The 18,935-nt window shown below is 65.9% G+C and carries 27 protein-coding genes and 6 pseudogenes; 19 read left to right on the top strand and 14 right to left on the bottom strand.

The features are described from left to right. The first annotated feature begins 112 nt into the window (after window positions 1–112). The gene (locus L1087_RS12580; RefSeq protein ID WP_234559236.1) at window positions 113–643 is read left to right on the top strand and encodes a hypothetical protein; all 531 of its coding nucleotides are present in this window, start codon (window positions 113–115) and stop codon (window positions 641–643) included. A 126-nt stretch (window positions 644–769) separates the two neighbouring features. Further along, window positions 770–916, top strand: coding sequence for a hypothetical protein (locus L1087_RS12575; protein ID WP_234559235.1), 147 nt, complete (start codon window positions 770–772; stop codon window positions 914–916). A gap of 133 nt (window positions 917–1,049) precedes the next feature. On the opposite strand, the gene L1087_RS12570 is transcribed toward L1087_RS12575, so the two are convergent. The 3 genes from L1087_RS12570 to L1087_RS12560 all read right to left on the bottom strand — a co-directional run bounded on the left by L1087_RS12570 (window position 1,050) and on the right by L1087_RS12560 (window position 2,281). Next, window positions 1,050–1,451 (bottom strand): type II toxin-antitoxin system VapC family toxin, encoded by a 402-nt coding sequence (locus L1087_RS12570; protein ID WP_038044079.1) that lies wholly within the window; start codon window positions 1,449–1,451, stop codon window positions 1,050–1,052. After that, the gene (locus L1087_RS12565) at window positions 1,448–1,666 is read right to left on the bottom strand and encodes a type II toxin-antitoxin system Phd/YefM family antitoxin (RefSeq protein WP_038044080.1); all 219 of its coding nucleotides are present in this window, start codon (window positions 1,664–1,666) and stop codon (window positions 1,448–1,450) included. Before L1087_RS12565 ends, L1087_RS12570 begins: the two co-directional genes overlap by 4 nt. Before the next feature lie 375 nt (window positions 1,667–2,041). Next, window positions 2,042–2,281, bottom strand: a complete 240-nt coding sequence (locus L1087_RS12560) for a transposase (protein WP_234559233.1) — start codon at window positions 2,279–2,281, stop codon at window positions 2,042–2,044. Between the two features lie 749 nt (window positions 2,282–3,030). On the opposite strand from L1087_RS12560, the gene L1087_RS12555 reads away from it, so the two are divergent. Both L1087_RS12555 and L1087_RS12550 read left to right on the top strand, forming a co-directional pair. Beyond that, entirely contained in the window at window positions 3,031–3,969 is a 939-nt protein-coding gene (locus L1087_RS12555; protein ID WP_234559238.1) for a S8/S53 family peptidase, read from the top strand. A 13-nt stretch (window positions 3,970–3,982) separates the two neighbouring features. After that, a complete protein-coding gene (locus tag L1087_RS12550; protein ID WP_234559232.1) occupies window positions 3,983–4,945 on the top strand; it encodes a recombinase XerD in 963 nt (320 codons plus the stop codon). Between the two features lie 120 nt (window positions 4,946–5,065). Here the strand turns inward: L1087_RS12550 and L1087_RS12545 are convergent, their stop codons facing one another. The 5 genes and pseudogenes from L1087_RS12545 to L1087_RS12525 all read right to left on the bottom strand — a co-directional run bounded on the left by L1087_RS12545 (window position 5,066) and on the right by L1087_RS12525 (window position 7,124). After that, complete coding sequence (locus L1087_RS12545; protein ID WP_038044066.1) at window positions 5,066–5,422, bottom strand: type II toxin-antitoxin system PemK/MazF family toxin; 357 nt, start codon at window positions 5,420–5,422, stop codon at window positions 5,066–5,068. Further along, the gene (locus L1087_RS12540; RefSeq protein WP_038044063.1) at window positions 5,412–5,642 is read right to left on the bottom strand and encodes an AbrB/MazE/SpoVT family DNA-binding domain-containing protein; all 231 of its coding nucleotides are present in this window, start codon (window positions 5,640–5,642) and stop codon (window positions 5,412–5,414) included. The genes L1087_RS12545 and L1087_RS12540 overlap by 11 nt, the downstream gene beginning before the upstream one ends. A 561-nt stretch (window positions 5,643–6,203) precedes the next feature. Further along, window positions 6,204–6,449 carry a transposase family protein gene (locus L1087_RS12535; protein WP_234559231.1) on the bottom strand — a complete coding sequence of 82 codons (246 nt, stop codon included), beginning with the start codon at window positions 6,447–6,449 and terminating at the stop codon, window positions 6,204–6,206. Window positions 6,450–6,512: 63 nt separating this feature from the next. Continuing rightward, a pseudogene (locus L1087_RS12530) lies at window positions 6,513–6,754 on the bottom strand (IS1634 family transposase); the annotation flags it as partial. A 223-nt stretch (window positions 6,755–6,977) separates the two neighbouring features. Further along, window positions 6,978–7,124 (bottom strand): hypothetical protein, encoded by a 147-nt coding sequence (locus L1087_RS12525; RefSeq protein ID WP_234559230.1) that lies wholly within the window; start codon window positions 7,122–7,124, stop codon window positions 6,978–6,980. A gap of 283 nt (window positions 7,125–7,407) precedes the next feature. On the opposite strand from L1087_RS12525, the gene L1087_RS12520 reads away from it, so the two are divergent. Next, window positions 7,408–7,731 carry a hypothetical protein gene (locus tag L1087_RS12520; RefSeq protein WP_234559229.1) on the top strand — a complete coding sequence of 108 codons (324 nt, stop codon included), beginning with the start codon at window positions 7,408–7,410 and terminating at the stop codon, window positions 7,729–7,731. Here the strand turns inward: L1087_RS12520 and L1087_RS12515 are convergent. Together L1087_RS12515 and L1087_RS13255 are read right to left on the bottom strand one after the other, a co-directional pair. Then, window positions 7,690–8,385, bottom strand: coding sequence for a hypothetical protein (locus L1087_RS12515; RefSeq protein WP_234559228.1), 696 nt, complete (start codon window positions 8,383–8,385; stop codon window positions 7,690–7,692). The two genes, L1087_RS12520 and L1087_RS12515, sit on opposite strands and share 42 nt — an antisense overlap. A 46-nt stretch (window positions 8,386–8,431) precedes the next feature. Continuing rightward, on the bottom strand, window positions 8,432–8,839 hold the full coding sequence (locus L1087_RS13255) for a transposase (protein ID WP_267964933.1): 408 nt from the start codon (window positions 8,837–8,839) through the stop codon (window positions 8,432–8,434). A 508-nt stretch (window positions 8,840–9,347) separates the two neighbouring features. Between L1087_RS13255 and L1087_RS13250 the strand changes: the two genes are divergently transcribed. The 10 genes from L1087_RS13250 to L1087_RS12455 all read left to right on the top strand — a co-directional run bounded on the left by L1087_RS13250 (window position 9,348) and on the right by L1087_RS12455 (window position 15,554). Next, window positions 9,348–10,226: an IclR family transcriptional regulator gene (locus tag L1087_RS13250; protein WP_407702050.1), complete on the top strand. Its 879-nt coding sequence runs from the start codon at window positions 9,348–9,350 to the stop codon at window positions 10,224–10,226. Further along, the gene (locus L1087_RS12495) at window positions 10,205–10,846 is read left to right on the top strand and encodes a DUF4388 domain-containing protein (protein ID WP_234559226.1); all 642 of its coding nucleotides are present in this window, start codon (window positions 10,205–10,207) and stop codon (window positions 10,844–10,846) included. The genes L1087_RS13250 and L1087_RS12495 overlap by 22 nt, the downstream gene beginning before the upstream one ends. Then, on the top strand, window positions 10,843–11,373 hold the full coding sequence (locus L1087_RS12490) for a GTP-binding protein (protein ID WP_234559225.1): 531 nt from the start codon (window positions 10,843–10,845) through the stop codon (window positions 11,371–11,373). The genes L1087_RS12495 and L1087_RS12490 overlap by 4 nt, the downstream gene beginning before the upstream one ends. 18 nt (window positions 11,374–11,391) lie before the next feature. Then, the gene (locus L1087_RS12485; protein ID WP_234559224.1) at window positions 11,392–11,970 is read left to right on the top strand and encodes a protoglobin domain-containing protein; all 579 of its coding nucleotides are present in this window, start codon (window positions 11,392–11,394) and stop codon (window positions 11,968–11,970) included. 20 nt (window positions 11,971–11,990) lie between these two features. Further along, window positions 11,991–12,356 (top strand): roadblock/LC7 domain-containing protein, encoded by a 366-nt coding sequence (locus tag L1087_RS12480; protein WP_234559222.1) that lies wholly within the window; start codon window positions 11,991–11,993, stop codon window positions 12,354–12,356. An 11-nt stretch (window positions 12,357–12,367) separates the two neighbouring features. Beyond that, window positions 12,368–12,952 carry a protoglobin domain-containing protein gene (locus L1087_RS12475; protein WP_234559221.1) on the top strand — a complete coding sequence of 195 codons (585 nt, stop codon included), beginning with the start codon at window positions 12,368–12,370 and terminating at the stop codon, window positions 12,950–12,952. Next, window positions 12,949–14,571: a putative bifunctional diguanylate cyclase/phosphodiesterase gene (locus L1087_RS12470; protein WP_234559220.1), complete on the top strand. Its 1,623-nt coding sequence runs from the start codon at window positions 12,949–12,951 to the stop codon at window positions 14,569–14,571. The genes L1087_RS12475 and L1087_RS12470 overlap by 4 nt, the downstream gene beginning before the upstream one ends. Before the next feature lie 95 nt (window positions 14,572–14,666). Then, window positions 14,667–14,804, top strand: coding sequence for an AbrB/MazE/SpoVT family DNA-binding domain-containing protein (locus tag L1087_RS12465; RefSeq protein WP_234559219.1), 138 nt, complete (start codon window positions 14,667–14,669; stop codon window positions 14,802–14,804). Between the two features lie 82 nt (window positions 14,805–14,886). Further along, window positions 14,887–15,219: an endoribonuclease MazF gene (gene mazF / locus L1087_RS12460; protein WP_234559218.1), complete on the top strand. Its 333-nt coding sequence runs from the start codon at window positions 14,887–14,889 to the stop codon at window positions 15,217–15,219. 5 nt (window positions 15,220–15,224) lie between these two features. After that, window positions 15,225–15,554, top strand: coding sequence for a hypothetical protein (locus L1087_RS12455; protein WP_234559217.1), 330 nt, complete (start codon window positions 15,225–15,227; stop codon window positions 15,552–15,554). On the opposite strand, the gene L1087_RS12450 is transcribed toward L1087_RS12455, so the two are convergent. Then, entirely contained in the window at window positions 15,551–15,847 is a 297-nt protein-coding gene (locus L1087_RS12450) for a hypothetical protein (RefSeq protein ID WP_234559216.1), read from the bottom strand. The genes L1087_RS12455 and L1087_RS12450 overlap by 4 nt on opposite strands. A 428-nt stretch (window positions 15,848–16,275) precedes the next feature. Between L1087_RS12450 and L1087_RS12440 the strand changes: the two genes are divergently transcribed. Continuing rightward, complete coding sequence (locus tag L1087_RS12440; RefSeq protein ID WP_234559215.1) at window positions 16,276–16,620, top strand: response regulator; 345 nt, start codon at window positions 16,276–16,278, stop codon at window positions 16,618–16,620. An 86-nt stretch (window positions 16,621–16,706) separates the two neighbouring features. On the opposite strand, the pseudogene L1087_RS12435 reads toward L1087_RS12440, so the two are convergent. The 3 pseudogenes from L1087_RS12435 to L1087_RS13465 form a co-directional block, all read right to left on the bottom strand. Beyond that, a pseudogene (locus L1087_RS12435) lies at window positions 16,707–16,994 on the bottom strand (IS3 family transposase); the annotation flags it as partial. 64 nt (window positions 16,995–17,058) lie between these two features. After that, window positions 17,059–17,160: pseudogene (locus L1087_RS13470) on the bottom strand (IS982 family transposase); the annotation flags it as partial. Between the two features lie 27 nt (window positions 17,161–17,187). Further along, window positions 17,188–17,352 (bottom strand): annotated as a pseudogene (locus L1087_RS13465) (IS982 family transposase); the annotation flags it as partial. Between the two features lie 601 nt (window positions 17,353–17,953). Between L1087_RS13465 and L1087_RS12425 the strand changes: the two are divergent. The 3 genes and pseudogenes from L1087_RS12425 to L1087_RS12420 form a co-directional block, all read left to right on the top strand. After that, the gene (locus L1087_RS12425; RefSeq protein ID WP_234559212.1) at window positions 17,954–18,430 is read left to right on the top strand and encodes a hypothetical protein; all 477 of its coding nucleotides are present in this window, start codon (window positions 17,954–17,956) and stop codon (window positions 18,428–18,430) included. 94 nt (window positions 18,431–18,524) lie between these two features. Next, window positions 18,525–18,617, top strand: a pseudogene (locus tag L1087_RS13460) (transposase); the annotation flags it as partial. A 39-nt stretch (window positions 18,618–18,656) separates the two neighbouring features. Continuing rightward, window positions 18,657–18,935: pseudogene (locus L1087_RS12420) on the top strand (hypothetical protein); the annotation flags it as partial.

Below are 18,935 nucleotides of genomic sequence, written 5' to 3'. Positions count from 1 at the left end.
GACTATGAGCGGTTACCCGAGACGGTGGCGGGGCTGCACTTTTGGCTTTTGCCATGCTCCTCCTGAAGAGGTTTGTGGACTTGCTGGGCAAAGTCATCAACACGCTCTAGGGGTGCCGGAGGCCCTGGAAGCCTTTTACGCTATTTTGGAAGCCATAGCCCGAGGGGCCGCGGGCTTCTCTGCGGTGTGGGTGGAAAAGCAGGACTTGGCGGAGCGCTTGGGCTTGAGGCGGGGAGATCGGGAGCTGGGTTTTCGCTTGCGCCAGGCCCTTTTTGCCTTGCTCCTGGAGGAGGTGAATGACCGCCTCGAGGCCCTCGATGGCTATGGGTTTCTCTTCTTCGAAACCCGCATGCCCGAGGACCTCCGCTTCTTGACTCAGGCTGCGCCCTTTGAAGCCCTCAGGGGCCAAGGGGGTGGGTTCCGCCTTCTGGGGGTGCCCGCCCCTGTGGGAAAGGGGCACCTCCTGATGGCCGCCGCAGACTTCCCGGCGTATGTGTACGGCCACTTCCTGAAGACCCAGGGAGAATACGCACCTCGGCGGGAAGACCTTTGGCAGGCCTTCCAGGGACTCGTGCAGCCTCTACTCAGGGAGCGGAATGTGGGGGCGGCGGTGGCCCAGAGGCTGGTGCGTGGCGAGGGATGAGGTGCTTGGGCGCCTTGGAAAACGTACTAGGCCCGGGCTATGCCCGGGCCCAGTCCCTGCCCTAAGCATAGGGCTTCCCGGAGGCTACGTCAATGGGGTGTAATACCCTTTTTTGTAGTATCTTCCATGCCCCAGGTAGCCCGGCACCTGACCTTGAGGGAACTGGAGCGCAGGTACAAGAAGGCCAAGGACCCGGTGGAAAAGACCTGCTTCCAAGCCGTCTACCACGCGGCCAAGGGCCTCTCTGCCAAGGAAATCGCCCGCATCACCTAGAGACTCCCCGCCCTTACACGCCACCATGCGCCGGTACAACCTCCTGGGCCCCGAAGCCTTGCGGGACGGGCGGCACTCCAATCCCTGCCCGCCGTATTCTGGCGTATGGAAGAGGGATCAGCCTGGTGGGCGGTCATTCCCAGAGGGTTTCCAAAGTCTGAAAGCCTTGGAGGCGGGTGTCTTTGGTCACCAAAATTGCCCCCAGACGGAGAGCGGTGGCGGCGATGAAGCGGTCGGCGGGGTCGGGATGGGGAAGGTCCAGGTGGGCGGCCTCCAAAGCGGTCCTTCCGTCCAAAGGCACCACGGTAATGCCCGGTACCCGCAGGGCCTCCTCGAGCCAATGCCGGGTGTCTAGGGAAAAGGCCAGCCGCCCCTTCCTGGCCAAGACCGCCACCTCCCAGGGGGTGATGGCGGAAATGAAAAGGGCTTCCCTCTGGCGAGCGGCATCCAGTCGCGCAAGTAGGTCAGGGGGCAGGTTTTCGGGGCTGGCCAGGTACCAGACCCAAGCGTGGGTGTCCAGGAGGAGCGGCCTCATTCCAAAGCCTCCCAGGCTTCCCCTGTGGGTTCCGTGGGCTCCTGGTAGCGGGCCAGGGTGCCCCGCAGCTTTGTTAAGGGATCCTCTTCCCGATAAGGCCGCACTTCCAGGACGGGCTTGCCCCGGTGGGTGATCAGGAGGGGCTCTCCCGTGGTCTCCACCCGGCGCAGGAGCTCCAAGGCGTGGGCTTTGAAGTGGGTCTTGGAAACCTTCATGACCAGGTCTATTGTACCAGGTCATTTGCTCTTTCGGCTATGTGCTTCAACCCCATCAACCATGGCATAAATGGTGCCGTGAGGCCTAACGCTTTTCTTCCTTCCCCTCTTCACGTCTGGGCTTCCTGGAGAGCATTCTACGGGTCCAAGCCCTTTGCTGGGTGCGGGCGGGGGGTTGTGGGGGGCGGGATTTGGGAGCAGGACTTGGTGTGGGGACAGGGGGCTGGGGGTTAACTGTTCGCAACCTCTCCCCTCGACCTCCCCAGGCTCCGGTTCTGCCCCTTCACCAGAAGCATGCCTCGCCTCGCCGCTAACCGAAAGTTGGCTTTCCCCCACCACCCCAGCCGGCTTCTCCTCAGGAACCACCTCCACCCCCTAGAGCATCCGCCGCCCCATCGGCGAGTCGTGGCAAGAGGCCCGGACCACCCGCAAGCCCCGCCTCTCCCCCGTGTCCAGGTCCACCAGGAGGTGGAGCTTGTACCCAAAGACCCAGCCCCCGTCCGAGCCCACGCCCCAAGCCACTTCGCCCTCCGATCTCGGGGTGGGAAGGAGGGTGGAGGCAAGGTACGGGCTTCGCCCGTGACCCATGGCCAAGATCCGCCTTTCCCGGGCCATCCTCTTCCCTCCCCGCAGGAGGGGCCAGGGTAGCCTCCGGCCCCGCCCCCTCAGGGTGGAGGAAGAGGAGAAGGCTGAGGTCGGAGAAGGTCCTGGGCCTCTCGGGCGTTCTCTCCGGTGCTGGCAGGCGTGCTTGGAGCCATGCTTGGAGCAGGGGGACCAGCTCGTCCAGGGGCAGGGTACGACAGAAGGGGGTGTCTGGCGCTCTTCCCCACGTCACCAAACGCTCCCTTTTCCTCTGGCCTGTCAAGGGGGTATGCACTGAATATCCGAAAGGAAGGCTCTTTTACCCTCGTCACCCCTGCGCTTCTCCCAGCTTTTCTTTTCCCTACCTCGCCGTTCTCCCCCCTTCCCCCCACGCCATGGGGCATAGTGTCCCCCCCACCCCTCGAGGCCCAGCCCTATAGGGTGTCCCCCCTAGGGAACCCACTCGAGTCAGCAGGAAGGGGGGTAATGGCTTGCCCTTACCCCCCTCTCTGCTGACAGTCCTCCTCCTTGGACCTCGAGTCAGCAGGAAGGGGGGTAAAACCCGCCCATTACCCCTCGTCCTGCTGACGGGGGAGAGGGAAGGGAGAACGGCTTCCCCTTTTCCCTCCTCTCCCCCCCTTTCCTTCCCCCCTTGGGCTTCGAGTCAGCAGGAAGGGGGGTAAAATTCAGCGGTTGCCCCCCTCTCTGCTGACAGGGGAGGAGGAGGGGAGTGGCCGGAGGCTGGTCCCCCCGCCCCTACCCCAAGGGAGGTTCTCCTCCGGGTGGAAGGCCTGCCTGCCCCTCCCCCACCCCTCCGGGTGGACCTGACCCAGGGGCAGGCCCAGGTGGAGCTCCTCCTGGGGGCCCCTCCGGGGGACCACCGGGGACTGGTGGTGGCCGAGGGCGGGGGGCTTAGGCGGGAGGCCCCCTTCCGCCTCCAGGTAGCCCCAAGGCCCCCTGCTGAGGCCTTCCTGGAGGGGGTGGTCTATGTGGGCACCTCCGGCCCAAGGCCCCAAGGGGCCGGGGCTTCCCCGGGCCACCTCCGCTTCTGCCCCACGGGGTGCCCGGGCAGGCCCCTGGGCGGGGGATGGTACCGGGCGGAGGGCCTTCTCCCCCAGGGGCTGGCCCAAGGCCTCTTTGGGGCCCCTGCACCCCAAATGAACCTCCCCGACCACCCCATCCGGGCCCAGGGGGTGGCCGAACCCCTGTTCCCCCGGCAGTGGAACCTTCGCCTCTCCCGCTTCCCCGAGGCCTGGGGCCGGGCCACGGGAGCGGGGGTGGTGGTGGCCGTGCCCGACACCGGGGTCCTTGGGGGCCACCCCGACCTGCAGGGGGCCCTCCTCCCCGGGCTGGACCTCCTGGAGGCGGGCCTTTCCGCCTGGAAGCGGCCCCGGGCCTCCCCTACCGCCTCCTGGCCTTCCTGGACGGGGACGGCAACGGCCTCCTGGACCCCTGGGAGCCCCGGGGGAGGCGGAGGCCCTGGCCCCAGCCCGGGGTGTGGTGCTTGTGGTGCCCTAAACCCCTTTTCTTCCTCCCTTCCCTTTTTGCTACCCCCACCCCAGCAACCCCCACCAAGGGCAGGGAAAAGCGCCTTTCCTCTTATTCGTGAGGCGTGCGGCACGGGGAGTAGCGTGGGGAGGGAAGAGGAGAAAAGAACGGAGAAGAGGAAAAGGAAACGGATCGGCCATGCTCCCCTTGGCGGTGGGGGGTGGGGGCGGTAAAGTGGAAGAGAGGATGTTAGAGGAAATGGGACTCCCCCTCGAGCCCTGGGACTACCCCGAGGAGCGGAAGCGGATCGTGGGTGAGGCCCTGGAGCGGTGGGACGAGAAGGTTCTGGAAGAGGCGGTGTGGGCCTACCTGGTCCGGCACCGCAAGCGGCCCGACCGGGCGGTGCCCGAGGCGGTGGGGCGGTTCGTCCGCTGGCTGGCCCTTCGGGGGCGGAGGTGGCCGAAGCTGGAGGCCGGGGACCTCCGGGCCTTCCTCCTGGAGGCCAAGGACCGGGGCTTCCCCGGCGGGCCCAAGGGGCCTTTGGCCTGGCCCACCGTGGAGCGGGCCCGCAGGGCCCTCCGCCACCTCTGGCCCTTCCTGGACTGGGCCGGGCATCCCCTGCCCCCCCAGGTGGAGTATCCCCCGCAGATGGCCCCCGTCTTCCACGAGCCCTCTCCCCTCTCCGACGGGGAGTGGCAGGCCCTCTGGCGGCGGGCCGAGGAGTACGCCCCCGCCCACTGGCGTCCCCTCCTGAAGGTCCTCCTGGTCCTCCTGGGGGAGGTGGGCCTCACCCTGAAGGAGGCTGTTGCCTTGTGGAAGGACGACCTCCAAGGGAAGCGCCTCCTGGTCCGGGGGGAGAGGCTCCGGGAGGTGCCCCTCACGCCCTTGGCCCAGGAGGTGCTGGAGGGGTGGCTTCCCTTGCGGGAGTACCTGGCGGGCCACCAGCCCCTCCCCTACCCCCATCTCCTCCTCAACCCCAGCCCCAGGAAAGGCCGGGGGCGGCCCTTGGGCCTCGAGGGGGCCAAGTGGCTCATGAAGGAGTTCACCCTCTTCGCCGGCTACGAGCCCCGGGAGGGGCGGCGCACCGACCTGGCCCACCGCCTCCGCTGGCGGGCCATCCGGGGCTACCTCAAGGCGGGCCACCCCAGGGAGAAGGTGGCCTACTGGACGGGGATGCGCACCCTGATGCTCAGGGGGTGGGAGGGATAGGCCCTAAGTACCCCGTCGTGGCTTGCGCCACGGCGGGGGCCCCAAAGAGGCCATGAGCACGCCACTTTGGCTTTAGCCGGTGGGGCAACCTTTGCGTGCGGGTACCTGGGGCCTGGGCCCTCACGGCCTCCCCTGAACCGGGGCCAGGCCCAACAGGCGCCTCAGGTTGGCCTCCACCCGGGCCGCATCCCCTGGGGAGAGCCTACCCACCACCCCCCGCACCAAGCGGTGGTCCAGGGTAAAGAGCTTGAAGCGCACCACCGAAGGGGCAGGCAGGCCCGCGCTCGCCAGGTCTTCGATGGGGCAGTCCAGGGGCCAGGGGGCATGGTGGGCAGAGGTGATCATGGCCATCACAGAGTGGCCTATGGCCTCCCCAAAGGTGGGGGCGGACAAGACCAGGGCAGGGCGGTTTTTGGCCCCCTTTTGGTCGGTGAAGGGGAAGGGCACCCGCACCACCGCAAAGCGGTCAAAGGCCACGGTAGGCCTCCTCGTCCTCCGGGCTCGCCCATTCGCTGAGGGTGGCCTCCAGGGCTCTCAGGCCCTCGAGGTCCAGAGGCTCGGCCTTCCGGATGCGCACCGTGCCGTCCTCCCCCACCTCGTAGAGAAGGTGGTCGCCGGGCCGGAGGCCCAGGGCTTCCCGAACCCGCTTGGGCAGGGTGGTTTGGCCTTTGGGAGACAGACGGGAAAGCAGGGTCACGTCTTTACAGTAAAGAAGTAAAGCGTTGCCGTCAAGTGCTCGGCAGGACTTTCAGACTTGACCGCTATACGGCATAGAGCCCCAGGAACCGCAGCGCGGCCAGGGGGTTGAAGGAGAACGCCTCCAAGGTGGCCTTCTTCCGACGCACCCCTTTGCGGTTCCGCGAAGACACCAGATGCACCCGCACCTGACAAGCGTCCTCCCGCCTCCCAAACCTCCCCCTGGTTCCCCTTCAGGACCAGGAGGTACTCCCCCCTTTGCCCGCACCCCGCGGGCCACCTCGGGGTACAGGAAGCCCGCATCCCCTACCACCACCTTTCCCGCCAGTCCCCAGGCCCCCAGGCGCTCCAAAAGAGCCCCCTGTTCGCTCCCCTCCGCCCTGGCCTGGGCCAGGGTCCGCCCCAGGGAATGGGCCCATGTCACGGGCGAAGCCCGTACCTTGGCCTCGACCAGGCGCACCTGGGGGCTCTTGCCCTTGCCGCTTCCCCGGAGGGCCTTCCCGTCGGCCACCAGGACCCTTTCTCCTTAGGGCTCCGTCTCCGGGAAGACGGCGGCCAGGGCCTAGGCCAAGGCCTGGGGGTCCAGGCGGTGGAGGAGCCCGGTGAGGGCGGTGTGGCCTGGGGGCTTGCGCAGGCCCAGGTGGGGGAGGAGGTGGGGGTGGGCGCGGGCGAAGCGGGCGACGCCGCGCAGGGAGTCCACGCGGGAGAGGAAGGCCAACAGGATGAGGGCCAGGAGGCCCCAGAGGGGGTAGCGGCGGTTGTGGGCACGGGGGTCGGGAACCTGGGATAGGGCTTTACGCAGGGTCATGGGGGGCTATCTACCCCAAAAGGGGTATACCGGTCAAGTCTGGGGGAAATACCGCTCAACCCCTTAAAGGCGCACCACCCGCTCGTGATGGGGCTTGAGGTTCAGCACCGCCACCCGCCCTTCCAGGACCACCAGACGCAACCAGGTCACGGGCGTAGCCCGTATCTCGCAGAGGGGCTGGAACACCCACCGCAAGGTGGGCCTCGCCGTGGACTTCCCCTTTTGGTCGGGAACCCCTTCCCCCCCTCCTCAAGCCTCCGCCACAGCTCCCGCACCCCCAGGTACACCAGGCGGTGGTAGGCCAGCCCCCGGCTCGCCTCCTCCAAAGCCCGCCGGGCATCCCTCTCGCAGGCAAACCGCCGCGCCAGAAGCCCCTGCAGAACCTCCTCCCCAAGCGAGGCCTTGGCCTCCTTCCGGCTCGGCCACCCGGCACCAAAGGCTCCTCGCCGCCCCCAAAGGCGCCTACCTGACCATAGACCTCATGCCCACCCCCCACACCGGCCCCGCCATCCAAGGCTTGGGCCAGGTCTACAACCCCGCCGCCAAGGCTACCCGCCTCGGCCACCTCTTCCTCTCCTCCGTCCCCGTCTTCCCGGGATGGAAACCCCAGCCTACCCCCTCAAGACCCCCTCCGAAGCCCTGTTGGATGAGGTCTTTGACCTTCTGGCGGTCCATCCCCAGGTGGACCTCAAGGGAGTGGTGGCCGACGCCCAGTTCAGCTCGGGGCTGACCTTGAGGTCCCTCCTGCGGGCGGGCATTCCCTTTGTGGGCAGGATGCGGAGCCGGGTGAAGGTGGTGCTGCTGGAAGAGGGGGCAGAGGGGGAGGAGGAAGGGGAGGTGGTCCCGGTGGGGGAGCTTTTGCAGCGCTATCCGCCGGGGAGGGCCAGGTACTGCCGGCGGTTTGGGCTTTGCGCCAAGCGGATGCGGGTGGTGTGGCCTGGGGTGGCGGCGGTAGGTTTTGGTGTCCACGCTGGGGGGTGGGGTACAGGAGGTGCTGGAGGCTTGGACGTTGCGGTGGAAGGTGGAGGTGGTGCACCGGCTGTTCAAGGGGAACCTGGGGCAAGGGAGGAGCCAGGCGCGGGGGTATGCGGTGCAGCTGGCCCACAGCGAGTTGGTGGTGCAGGCGTTTCACGAGGTGCGGCGGGTGCGGGAGGAGAGGCCGGGGCTGATGTGGCGGCATGCGCAGCGGGAGGCGGGGAGGAGGTTGAGAGAAGCCTTGTTGACCGGGCCTCAGGCCACCTCACCCCCTAGGAGGCTCGCTCGGAAGGGGGGTGGGACATAGGGAGAAAAGTTTTGTCTTTATCCGCTCGGCGTAGGCTTCCAGCCCCCCAGAAGAGCTCTGACCCTCCAACGCCTCCCTCAAAAAGCGGCCCTCCTCGGGCCAGGAGGAAAGGTTGCTCTTCTGTAGTTTGTAGCGCGTAAAGCGTTCATGAAGGAAGCGGATGATGTCATTGAAGGAGATGAATGTATACCGCAGCTCGGGTTCTGGAAAGCTGCCGATCACGGTTATCCGGAGGCACACCTCGCCACGGCGGACATGCCCGGCATTCCTCAATTCCTCGGCCACCGCAGGCACATCTCCCGGAGGGACAAGACCCACGGCCCTCAAGGCGCGCTCTACGGCGTCAGTCCTCCGCCAGCTGGGGTTGATTCTTCCCATGCCCGTTTTGACCTCCACCAGGTGGGCGGTCACCCAGGCTTTGGCGTCGAAAAGCCATTCATCATCTTCCATCTCGGAGGGAGGAAAAAGCTCCCTACGGTGGACAAAGCGCACCGCCACAAGGTCCACATCGGAAACCGTACGGGGCCCCATGTCCGGGTGGAGCATGAAATTTTCCAAGAGCAAGAAACCGTTGATGCGGAAGTACCAATACACCAGCCGTTCTGGTTTGGATCTAGGTTGGCTTGGCTTCCTATGTCCCTCCAGTTCATCCATACCATTAAGCTAACCCCCCTTTTGGATATTCACTCGCATACTCAGCTCACGCCACCGCCCGCAGCACCCGGGTGATGGGCAGACCCGTCTCCCCAAGAAGCTGGGCCACCACGCTCCAGGCCATCACCCACGCCTCCACCTGCCCCACCACCGCCTTCAGCCCCCGTATCCCCCCCACCGCCCGCATCAAACCCATCGGCCCCTTCAGTAGACCAAAGACCGTCTCCACCTCCCACCTCCGCCCCAAAAGCCTCCGGTACACCCACCTTCCCCGCCGCCGCAGGTTGGCCAGCCGCCCCTCCCCCTTCAGCCTCCCCCGTTTCCAGTTATGCCCCGTCACCAAAACCATTCCTCGCCTCCCCGCCGGCCGAAAGTTGGCTTCCCCCTCATAGGCCGCATCCGCCACCACCACGGGTGGCTTCTCCCCAGGAAGCCTCTCCGCCCCCCTGAGCATCCCAAGTGTCCAGGTCCAAGGGCAGGTGGAGCTTGTACCCGTAAACCCAGCCCCCGTCCGAGCCCACGCCCCAGGCCGCCTCCCCGTCCGGCCTCTGGGCGGGGAGGGGGGTGGAGGCAAGGTACGGGCTTCGCCCGTGACCCATGGCCAGGATCCGCCTTTTCCGGCCCACCCGCTTCCCTTCCCGCAGGTGGTGCCAGGGCAGCCTCCGGCTCCGCTCGCTCAGGGTGGCGGAAGAGGAGAAGGCTGAGGTCGGAGAAGGTCCTGGGCCTGCCGGGTTTTCTCTCCGGTGCTGGCAGGCGGGCTTGGAGCCATGCTTGGAGGAGGGGGACCAGCTCTTCCAGGGGCAGGGGTAGGATGGAGGGGGGTGTTTGGTATCTTTCCACACGTCACCAAACGCCTCCCTTTTCCTTTGGCCTATCAAGGGGGTATGCGTTGAATATCCGAAAGGGGGGTTACAGGGGAAAGAAGCTACCATCTCGGCCCGAGGATCTGGTTGGGTTGCAATGTGTCCAATACTTCCCCATTTTCTCTAAGGAAAAGTTCTTGCGGGAGAGCGTATATTCTTGCCCAAATAGGGCTTAATGTGGCAAAATCCGGCACCAGTATGAGGGAAGCGGGTCGGATTGTCTTGCGCGTCCTCAAGCTTCTGCACCACCACCCGGAAGGGCTTCACTTAAAGGCGTTGGCAGCGGAGCTGTCCCTCCCTCGTGATAAGGCGCGCAAGGCGTTGCAGTTCGCTCGGGAAGAAGGCTTTGTGGCCCAGGATCCCCTGAGCAAGAAGTACCTGATCCGCTATCCTCACCCTTTCCTGGAACTGCCAGAGGCCCCGGAAGACCCTTACTTTTATCAAGAGCTGGCTAAGGAAGCCTACCAACACACCGGCCATCGGGCGTATGTCCTCACGCTGCGCCCGTGGGGGATTCATCCGGAGGCAACTTATGGCCACCGCGGCCAGAGGGTTTGGCCCGTTCCTGGAGAGCAGGGACCCGTCACCCCCCATGCCCACGCCTCGGCTGGGGCAAGGGCCATTTTGGCCCACATGCGGGAAGAAGCCCTGAGAGCCCATCTTTTCCGATTCCCTCCTAAGCCATACACCTCCTCAACGCCGAGCACCGTCCAAGATCTAATGTCCCGCCTCGAGGAAGTCCGCCGCCTGGGCTACGCCAGAGCCAAGGGGGAACTCATCCCGAATCGGTGCGGGCTGGCGGTACCTCTCAAGACCGCCTCGGGCGAGGCCTTTGGGGCCGTGGGGTTGTCTTTGCCTAAGGGCAAGGAGTGCTTCCTGGATGCCCCCGAAAGCCGTACGGCGTGCCGGAAGTGCCTGGGCCTTTCCACCGTCTTGAAGGAGGTGGTGTCGCAACTATGGCCATCTTCGGAAGCCTAAGGGACATGCCCTTTCCCGACCTGGTGGGCATGCTGGGCCGTCGGAGCGGTGTGCTGGAGATCTTTGGGCTTCCAGGGCATCGCCAGGGCTACGCCATTGCCCTGGATGGCGGGAAGGTGGTGTGGGTACGGGAAGGGACAAAGCTCCTCGACCCCCTCCAAGCCCGCTCGGTATTGCAGGAGCTTTTCCGCTCCGGGGAGGGCGCTTTCGAGTTCACCACCGGCACCCCTCCGCCCCCGCCGGAGGGCCAGCTCCTGGGCTGGCCCCTGGAGCGCATCCTCCTCATCATGACCACCATCGAGGACGAGTTCGCCGCTTACCGCTCCCTCCTCCCCGATCCCAAGACCCGTTTCCAGGCGGTGGCCATGGACGTCTGGCTGGAGGAGCCCCTTTGGAGCTTCTGGGAGCGGGCCCGTCCCCTACTGGCCTCCGGGGCTTCCGCGGAGGAGCTGGCCGCCCGATTGGGCCTGCGGGTGGAGGAGGTGCTTTATTACCTGCACAAGCTGCGGCTGGTGGGCAAGGTGGCCCCTGTGCGGGCGTACCAAAAGGCGGCGCAGGCGGAGGAGAAGCGGGGGCTCTTCCGTAGGCTCCTAGCCTCCTTGTTGGGGAGGGCGGGGTGAGCAGGAGCTACAAGCTGGTGGTCTCCGGGCCCGTGGGGGCAGGCAAAACCACCTTCATCCAGTCCCTCTCGGAGATCCCCGTGGTGGAAACCGACGAGCTGGCCACGGAGGAGATCGGCAAGGAAAAGACCACCGTGGCCCTGGACTTTGGGCTCCTCACCCTGGACGGGGTACCCATTTACCTCTTCGGCACCCCAGGGCAGGAGCGCTTTGACTTCATGTGGGACGTCCTGGTGGAAGGGGCCTTGGGCTTGGTCCTTCTGGTGGCGGGGGACCAGCCCAGGGATTTTCCCAAAGCCCGGTACATCCTGGAGTACCTGACCTCCCGCCACCCCGTGCCCTTCGTGGTGGGGGTGACCCGGCAGGATCTTCCCAGGGTGTGGACCCCGGAGGACGTGGCCGACTACTTCGGCCTGCCGCAGGAGCAGGTGGTGGGGATGAATGCCACCAGCCCCACCAGCGCCACCCTGGCCCTCATCCGCATCCTGGAGCTGGTGACGGGGGAGAGGTGGCAGGGCGTGTGGTGAAGGCGTCGAGGAGGCAACATGAGTCTGACGAACCGCGACTACTACCGGCGTTTGGCGCAACGGACCCTGGACGAGATGCCCCCCGAGGACCGCTTCTCGGGGGAGGATGCGGCCTTGGTGCTTCGGCACCGGGAGCTCCTGTTGGACTTGGAAGAGAGGTTGGTCCAGCTTTTTTACGACAGCCTCTACAGCCATCCCGCCACCAGAGCGGTGTTCCGGGAGGGGGAGCGCCCCGAGAGGGAGCGCACCCTGCGGGAATGGTGGCGGCGCACCCTTAGCGGTCCTTTTGACCTGGATTACTGGGCCTGGCAGGCCTACGTGGGACTGGCCCACGTGCGCCGCGGGGTTACGAACCCCATGATGCTGGGACATGCGGCCCTGGTGGCGAGGGCGGTGGGGGAAGCGGTTCGGGAAGTGGAAGGCGGCGCTTTGGCTGGGGCGGTTTCCCGCCTGATGGCCACGGTATCCGCGCTGATTGCCAACGGGTACCACGAGGTCTACCTGGAGGCTGCCAGCCAGATCACGGGGCAGAGCCGCAGTCTCCTGGAGCGGAGCGTGGAGGTGGCGCTTTCTGCGCTGGAGGCGAAAGCGCAGTGAGGCACAAGAGGAGGTGAAGGATGAGCAGACAAGAGGAACTGCAAGGCATTCTGAGGGGGCTTCGGCAGGCCGTGCCGGAAATCACCGGGGTGATGGTGGCCTCCACCGACGGGCTTTCCTTGGCCACCGACCTGCCCGAAGCGGAGGCGGCCCGGGCGGCGGCCATGGCGGCCACCGCCCTGGGCCTCGGCAAGCGCATCGCCCAGACCTCGGCCCTGGGAGGCCTGGAGGAGGTGGTGGTGCGGGGACAGGCGGGCTACCTGGTGGTCTACGCCGCCGGGGACAAGGGGGTGCTGGCGGTGACCGCACCCATGGGGGCTAACCTGGGGCTCATCCACCTGGAGGCCCGCTCCGCTGCGGCCCGCATCGCCCAAACTCTGGCCTGAGGAGGTGAGCCATGACCCAGATGGTGGAGATCGCCAAGGAAGCTCTGGAGCAAATGCCCCCCGAGACCCGCTTCCGCCCCGAGGACGCCGCTCTCATCGCTCGGCACAAGGAGGTACTCCTCTCCTGGACGGACGAGCTGGTCAAGGCCTTTTACGACAGCCTCTTCGCCCATCCCCCTACCCGCAAGGTCTTCCGGGAGGGAGAGCGCCCCGAGCGGGAAAAGACCCTGGCAAACTGGTGGCGGCGCACGGTGGAAGGCCCCTTGGACGCGGGCTACTTCACCTGGATGGCCAAGGTGGGGCTGGTACACGTGGTGCGGAAGGTGGAGAACCCCATGATGCTGGCCATGGCCTCCTTCGTGGCGGAGTTTGTGGAGAGGAAGTCCCATGACGCCAAACTCCCTGAGGCCGACCCGCTCACCGAAGCCTTCTACCGCCTAAGCATGGCGGTGGGCGCGGTGATCACCCACGGCTACGACCGCTACCGGGCCCTGGCCCTCTACAACGTGGCGGGGATGGAACCCGCTTTGCTGGATCGGCTGACGGAAGAAGAAGCCAAGGGAATGCTGGAGGCACTCCGCAAGGAAGGCTCATGACCTCCACCTTCCTCCCGCCGATGGTTCTCCAGGCGGTGCTGGAACAGCTCGCCGAGAGCGTGCTCATCACCGACGCCTCGGGGCACATTCTGTACGCCAACCAGGCCTTCGAGCGGCTCACGGGCTATCGGCGGGAGGAGGTCTTGGGCCTCAACCCCCGCTTTTTGAAGTCGGGCCACCACCCCTTAGCCTTCTACCAGAATTTCTGGGAGCAGGTGCTTTCGGGCAGGCCCTTCCGGGGCGTCTTCACCAACCGCAGAAAGGATGGTTCCCTGTACACCGAAGAGAAGATCGTCACCCCGATCCTCGGTCCCTCGGGCCGGGTAGAGTACCTGGTGGCCACCAGCCGGGACATCAGCGAGGAGGTGGCCCTGCGGGCCCAGTTGGAAGAGCTCTCCACCGTGGATCCCTTGACGGGGCTTTTGAACCGGCGAGCCTTTATGGAGCGCGTGGAAGCTGAGCTCTTGCGTTCCGGAGCCCCCCGGGCGCTGGCTTACCTGGATCTGGACCGATTCAAAGCGGTGAACGATACCCTGGGACACGCCGCTGGGGACCGGGTGCTGGCCGAGCTGGGAGCACGGCTGAAGGCGGCCCTTCCGGAGGCGGTCTTAGGGCGGATGGGTGGCGACGAGTTTGCCGCTTGGTTCCCTGCAGCCGACTGCCGGGAAGCCCAAAGGAAAGCCCAGGCGCTCCTCGATGCGGCGGGTGTGGAGGTGGCCTTGGGTGACCAGGGCATTCGGCTCGAGGCGAGCCTGGGCCTAGCCCTCTTCCCTATCCACGGGGTCACCCTGGCGGAGTTGCTGCGTCGGGCAGACCTGGCCATGTACCGGGCCAAGTTTTTTCGGCTTACCCAGCCCGAGGTTTTCACCCCTGACCTGGACGGTCTCACGCCCCAAGCCCTTGCTTTGGAGGCGGAGTTCCACCAGGCCTTGGCGGCCGGTAAGGGTCGTCTCTTCTTCCAGAGCCTCCTGGACGTCCGGGAGGGTCGCTTCCGGGACGCCGAGGTGCTTTTCCGCATCCAAGGCGCCAGCGGGTTCGTTAACCCCCTGGGCCACCTCGACCTTTCCCGGCGGGCGGTCAACGAGGCTGTAGACCGGTTCGTTCTCTCCCAATTGCTCGCTCTCCAAGCACGCTACCCCCAGATCACCCTGTGGGTGAACGTGACCCCATGGTCCCTTTCCGACCCCAGCTTTCTGGCCCTAGTGGAAAAGCAGGTGGGGCAGGGCCTCGAGGCCAGCAGGGTGGTGCTGGAGATCAGCGAGCGCCTGGCCTCCAATCACCTCAGCCGGATTACCCCGGCCCTTTGGCGTTTGAAAACCTTAGGCTTCCGGCTGGCCTTGGACGATTTTGGCATGGGCCAAACCTCTCTCCTACACCTGCGCAGCCTTCCCCTGGATTTCTTGAAAATCAGTAAAGAACTCTTTTGGGAGGTGCGGAAGAGTTCGGATCGTGCCTTGCCCCTTCTCGTCAGTATCATCGAGATGGCCCATGATCTGGGCTATGGCGTGGTGCTGGAGGGTGTGGAAACCCCCGAGGACCACGACCGTGGGCTGGAGCTGGGTGTCGACTTCCTGCAGGGCTTCTTCCTGCACCGCCCAACCCTCGAGCCCCGCTGTTAAAGTAAAGGAGTCTAGAGGTCGTCGCAAAGGCTTCCCCGTTTACGGCAGTCTCTAAGAGGATGCAAGGGGGCTATTCCTGGGGCGATACTAGGGCCATGAAGACCAAGGTAGCCCGCTGGGGCCACAGCCTCGCCGTGCGCATCCCTAAACCCTTGGCTGAGGCTGTGGGCCTTCTCCCTGGGGAAGAGGTGATCCTGGAGGCCAAAGGGGGGGCCTGGTCCTGCGCCCCCTAAAGCTGGAGGACCTCCTGGAGGGGATCACCGAGGAGAACCGCCACGACGAGGTGGACTGGGGGCCCGCAGTGGGGGGTGAGGCGTGAGCTTCGTCCCCGACCGAGGGGACCTGGTGTGGCTGGACTTCGACCCGCAGGCGGGGCACGAACAGAGCAGGAGGAGGCCTGCCCTGACCCTCTCCCCCAAGGCCTACAACGCCCGGGCGGGCCTGGCCCTTTTCTGCCCCGTCCCCTCACGGGTCAAGGGCTACCCCTTCGAAGTGCCCCTTACCCCCGGGCTCCCCGTGGCGGGGGTAGCCCTGGCAGACCAGGTGCGAAGCCTGGACCACCGGGCCCGGCAGGCTGAACCCATCGCCCGAGCCCCCGAGGAAGTGATACGGGCGGTGCTGGCCCGAGTGAAGCTCCTTCTGGACTGACCTTTTTGAGGCCCCCTGGTCCGGCGGGCCCGCCGGGGTACGGGAAGACGGCCCTCCTGCAGGAGCTGAGACCGGCCCTCGAGGCCTGGTCCGCGGGCCTGTGGGTGGAAAAGCTCTCCCCCTTCGGGGCCTTCCTCAAGGACCTCTTCCGGGCCCCGTGGGATGCCCGCATCCCCGTGGAGGGGGTGGGCCTCTCCAAGGATCCGGAGGCGGACCTGAAGGCTTGGGGCAGGCGCTACCCAGGCCAAGGGCCTGGTGAAGACCCTCATGGGGGGCTAACGGGCGGTAACGGGGCAGCCCTCGAGCTCCTTGGAGGAAGCCCTTGGCGGCCCTAAATGACCCCCTCCCGCTTTTCCTCCTCGTAGAGCCTCTCCAGCACAAACTCCTTGAGGAGGGTTTGGTAGCCTTTGCCCTTCCTCCGGGCGAGGGGCTTTGAGCCGCCGCAAGAGGTCCTCGTCCAGGCGTATGGAGATGGGACGCGCCCTGGGGCGGGCTGGGGGCAGAAGCCCTTCCGGCGGCGGGGCCATCCCCGCCAGCAGCTCCTCCCCCAGGCCGTGCTCCCCCAAAAACGGGCCTCCTCCTCACTGGCAAACTCGGGGATCTCTTCCAGATGGCGCACCTTTCGCATCCCTCCCCTCCTCCGGTACCAGCGCTTAGCGTCCCGGGCGGTGATGGGTCGCACCCTGCCCTCCCTGCGGGTGAAGACCACGAAGAGGACCCGTCCAGCTTCCGTGGCTCCCAGGGCCGCCCAGCGCTCCTCGCCGCCTTGGGAGCGCGTGCGGAGTGCGAGCCCTGGGGGTCGGTGAGGGCTTCTTCCACTTCCCGGGGCCGCACCCTGTGCCGGGCGATATGGGCGGTGTTGGCTTCATCCCAGGCGAAGCCCAAGGGGGGACCTTTCCTGTCAGTATTTACCAAGGTAGCTGCAAGGAGGCACCGTGACCGCCGGGACCCACATAGCCGGGGCTGCCCTTACCGCACCTTCCTCCCGGATTCCCGGGGAAGTTCTCCTTGACACTTTCCCCTCTCGCCCGGCCCCGGCCTTGGTATGTTGCAAACATGCGGGTCCTCATCGTGGATGACTCCCCCCAGCGCTACCCGGCTCTGGAAGCGTATGTGCGCTCCCTGGGAGCCAGCGAGGTGGTGATAACCCTCGAGGTGCCCGAGGACCTGTCCAACTTCGACCTCGTCTGTCTGGACTATCACCTGGGAGCGGATACGGCTTTGGATGCCTTAGAACGCCTGCCCCCGGAGCGGCTGTGCGGTCCCCGCTACCTGGTTCACTCCACTGCGGGGCTCGAGGCCACCATGTTGGAAGACTGGTTGCGTAAACAGGGCCTACAGGTGGAACGACTACCCTACCCGCTGCTACCCGGACGCCACCGGAAAGGGCGGACGCTTTAAGGCGTCCGAGGGCTCCACGACCTGGCTATCCCGTGGGGGCTTGTGCCACCCAGGGGGCACGCCCTCGGCTTTTGCCCGTGGAGCTACCTTCGTTCAAAGCCAGCTGGAAATCCCGTTAGTGCGGAGGCTTTGTTCAGGACCTCCAGCTCCAGGGCCGGCTGGCCGGCCAAGCCTTCCAGCTCGCGAATGCGGGCCTCTTGCTCGCTGCAGCCGGAGGCGAAGGGGGCATGGGTGTTTTCCAGGAACTCCCGCTGCCAGCGGTGGAGCCCGGACTCTGCCACCCCGTGAACCCGAGAGGCCTCGGCCACGCTCCCGCGGCCGGATACCAACGCCAACGCAGTCCTTGCCCTGTCCTTCGCCGACCCCTTGCGCATCTTGCTACCCCCTGGGCTCCACCCTTTAGTCTCTCTCTTGGGGTGGTCCAAATTCGGGGCAGCACTTCAAGACCTTCCCAGGGGCCAAGGGGGACCTTGGGACTCGGATATTCTCGCAGACGGGGAGGGGGAAGGTATCCAAGGCATAGCTTTGGGCGGTATGGAGCCTGCGGTTGGTCAGCCGTAAGGCTGCGTTCCAGCGGCTGAGGGAGGGGATGTGGCTGAAGAGATGGAGCTCCTTGGCCAAGGCCAGGGCTTTGTTGTGCTTGCCGCCCAGTTCCATGGCGGCCAGGATGGCCAGGGTGAGGATGGCGCTGGTGGGCACCTTGGTCTGGGGGTCAGGAACATAGCCTACGGCTGACCTTTGTGCCCCATGGCCTTGAGGGCGTCAGCAAGGTAGCCCTGCGGGCTGACCTATAATGCAGAAGGCCGCTATAGTCTGTTGCAGCATAGCGGCCACTATTTTTTCAGGCCTGGGGGTAGGTGGCAACTTGAGTTAAAATAGCCTTGAGGCCTCGAGGGATGAGGCGGTGTGTTTTCAAAGGGCTACTACAGCCCTCGGTCCTGGCGGTTATCGCCCTTCTCCCCGCCTGCCAAACGGGCTACCTAGGGGGTGGGGACGAGTACAACGTGCCCTTCCGGGCGGAACTCCTCGCAAGTTCAGTTTCGGGGAGGCCAGGAGAAGTGGTGGAGCTACCCTTCCGGATCCTTCCCCTTTACTCCGGCCCTGACCTTATCGCCTGCACGTGGATCACCTCGCTGACCGACCTTCCTCCTCCCCAGATCACGGAAAGCACCTCCGGGCTGGCCTGTGCTCGTTTCAGCGGCCTCGGACCCACAGACACGAAGAGACCGCTTGAGGTAGCCCCGCAGGCCTCCCCAAGTGCCTGGCCCTTGGTACTCCATGTGGCGAACGAAGCGTCCAGGCATTCTTTGCGCTTCACCCTGGAGGTGAGACCGTGAAGGTTTGGGGTGTGGGGATCCCACGGAGGGGGGTTCTGGTGCTTTTGGTGGGCTTTCTGGCAGGGTGCGGCGAGTTTCACTTCAGTCCTTTTCCCCCCTGTTTCCCCCTTTGCGGCGGAGGAGGGGGAGGAGGAGATCTACCTGTCCTCCAAACCAGCCTGGAAGCGGACCGCCTGGAGGTAGCCCCTGGGGAACAAGGGAGTCTGGCAGTAAACGTGTATGCGCCGCCCCAGGGCCGAAGTGGGCGGGTCACTGTAAACCTGTGGCTGGAGGTGGCGGAGGAACCGCCTTTTCCCACCTTCTTTAGCGCAGGCACCGCTACAGAGGTGCCTGTGGGGCAGACGGCAAGGGCGCTGGTGCCCGTGTTCGTCTTCCCCGAGGCCCCTCCTGGGGAACACCTGGTGCGCCTGCGGGCTTCCGCCTTTGGCTATCAGGACGCGGAGCCCCGGTACCTTCGGCTCGTTGTGCGCTGATAGGCCTCGGGCCAGGCCAGGGACCGCAGGAACACTCCCACCCCCTCTGGACCCCGGGCCAGGCATACCGTGTACTGCGGTCCCCCCAGAACGGGTAGGGCAAGGCTACCTCCTCTCCCCATCCCTCCTCCACCCCTACTTCCCCTCCCTACCCCACCTCTCCTGCTTCCTCCGCGTCTTGCAATCCACATTCCGCACCCCTCCCACCTTCCCGTAGGATTTTGGGGTGGCAGAGACTCCCGACCTGCAGGTGTACGACCTCGGCCACCTGGGCCTGGTGGCCGGCATCCTGGACCGCATCGGACTGGTATCCCTCCGGACCTCCTCAACGACGACCGCATGGAGCGGATGCTTGACAGCCTGTATGCGTGACGGAGCTCTTCCTGGAGGTGGCCAAGGAGGCCCACCGGGCCTTTGCCTTCCCGGTACGGGCCTTGCCTTGCACGTGGACACCACCAGCTTCTACGTGCACGAGAGGGGTGATGGGCCTGGTGTGCGCGGACAC

Source organism: Thermus tengchongensis (genome assembly GCF_021462405.1).
Taxonomy (GTDB): domain Bacteria; phylum Deinococcota; class Deinococci; order Deinococcales; family Thermaceae; genus Thermus; species Thermus tengchongensis.
The sequence above is the reverse complement of the archived record's forward strand: the minus strand, read 5'-3'. Positions and strand labels throughout refer to the sequence as shown.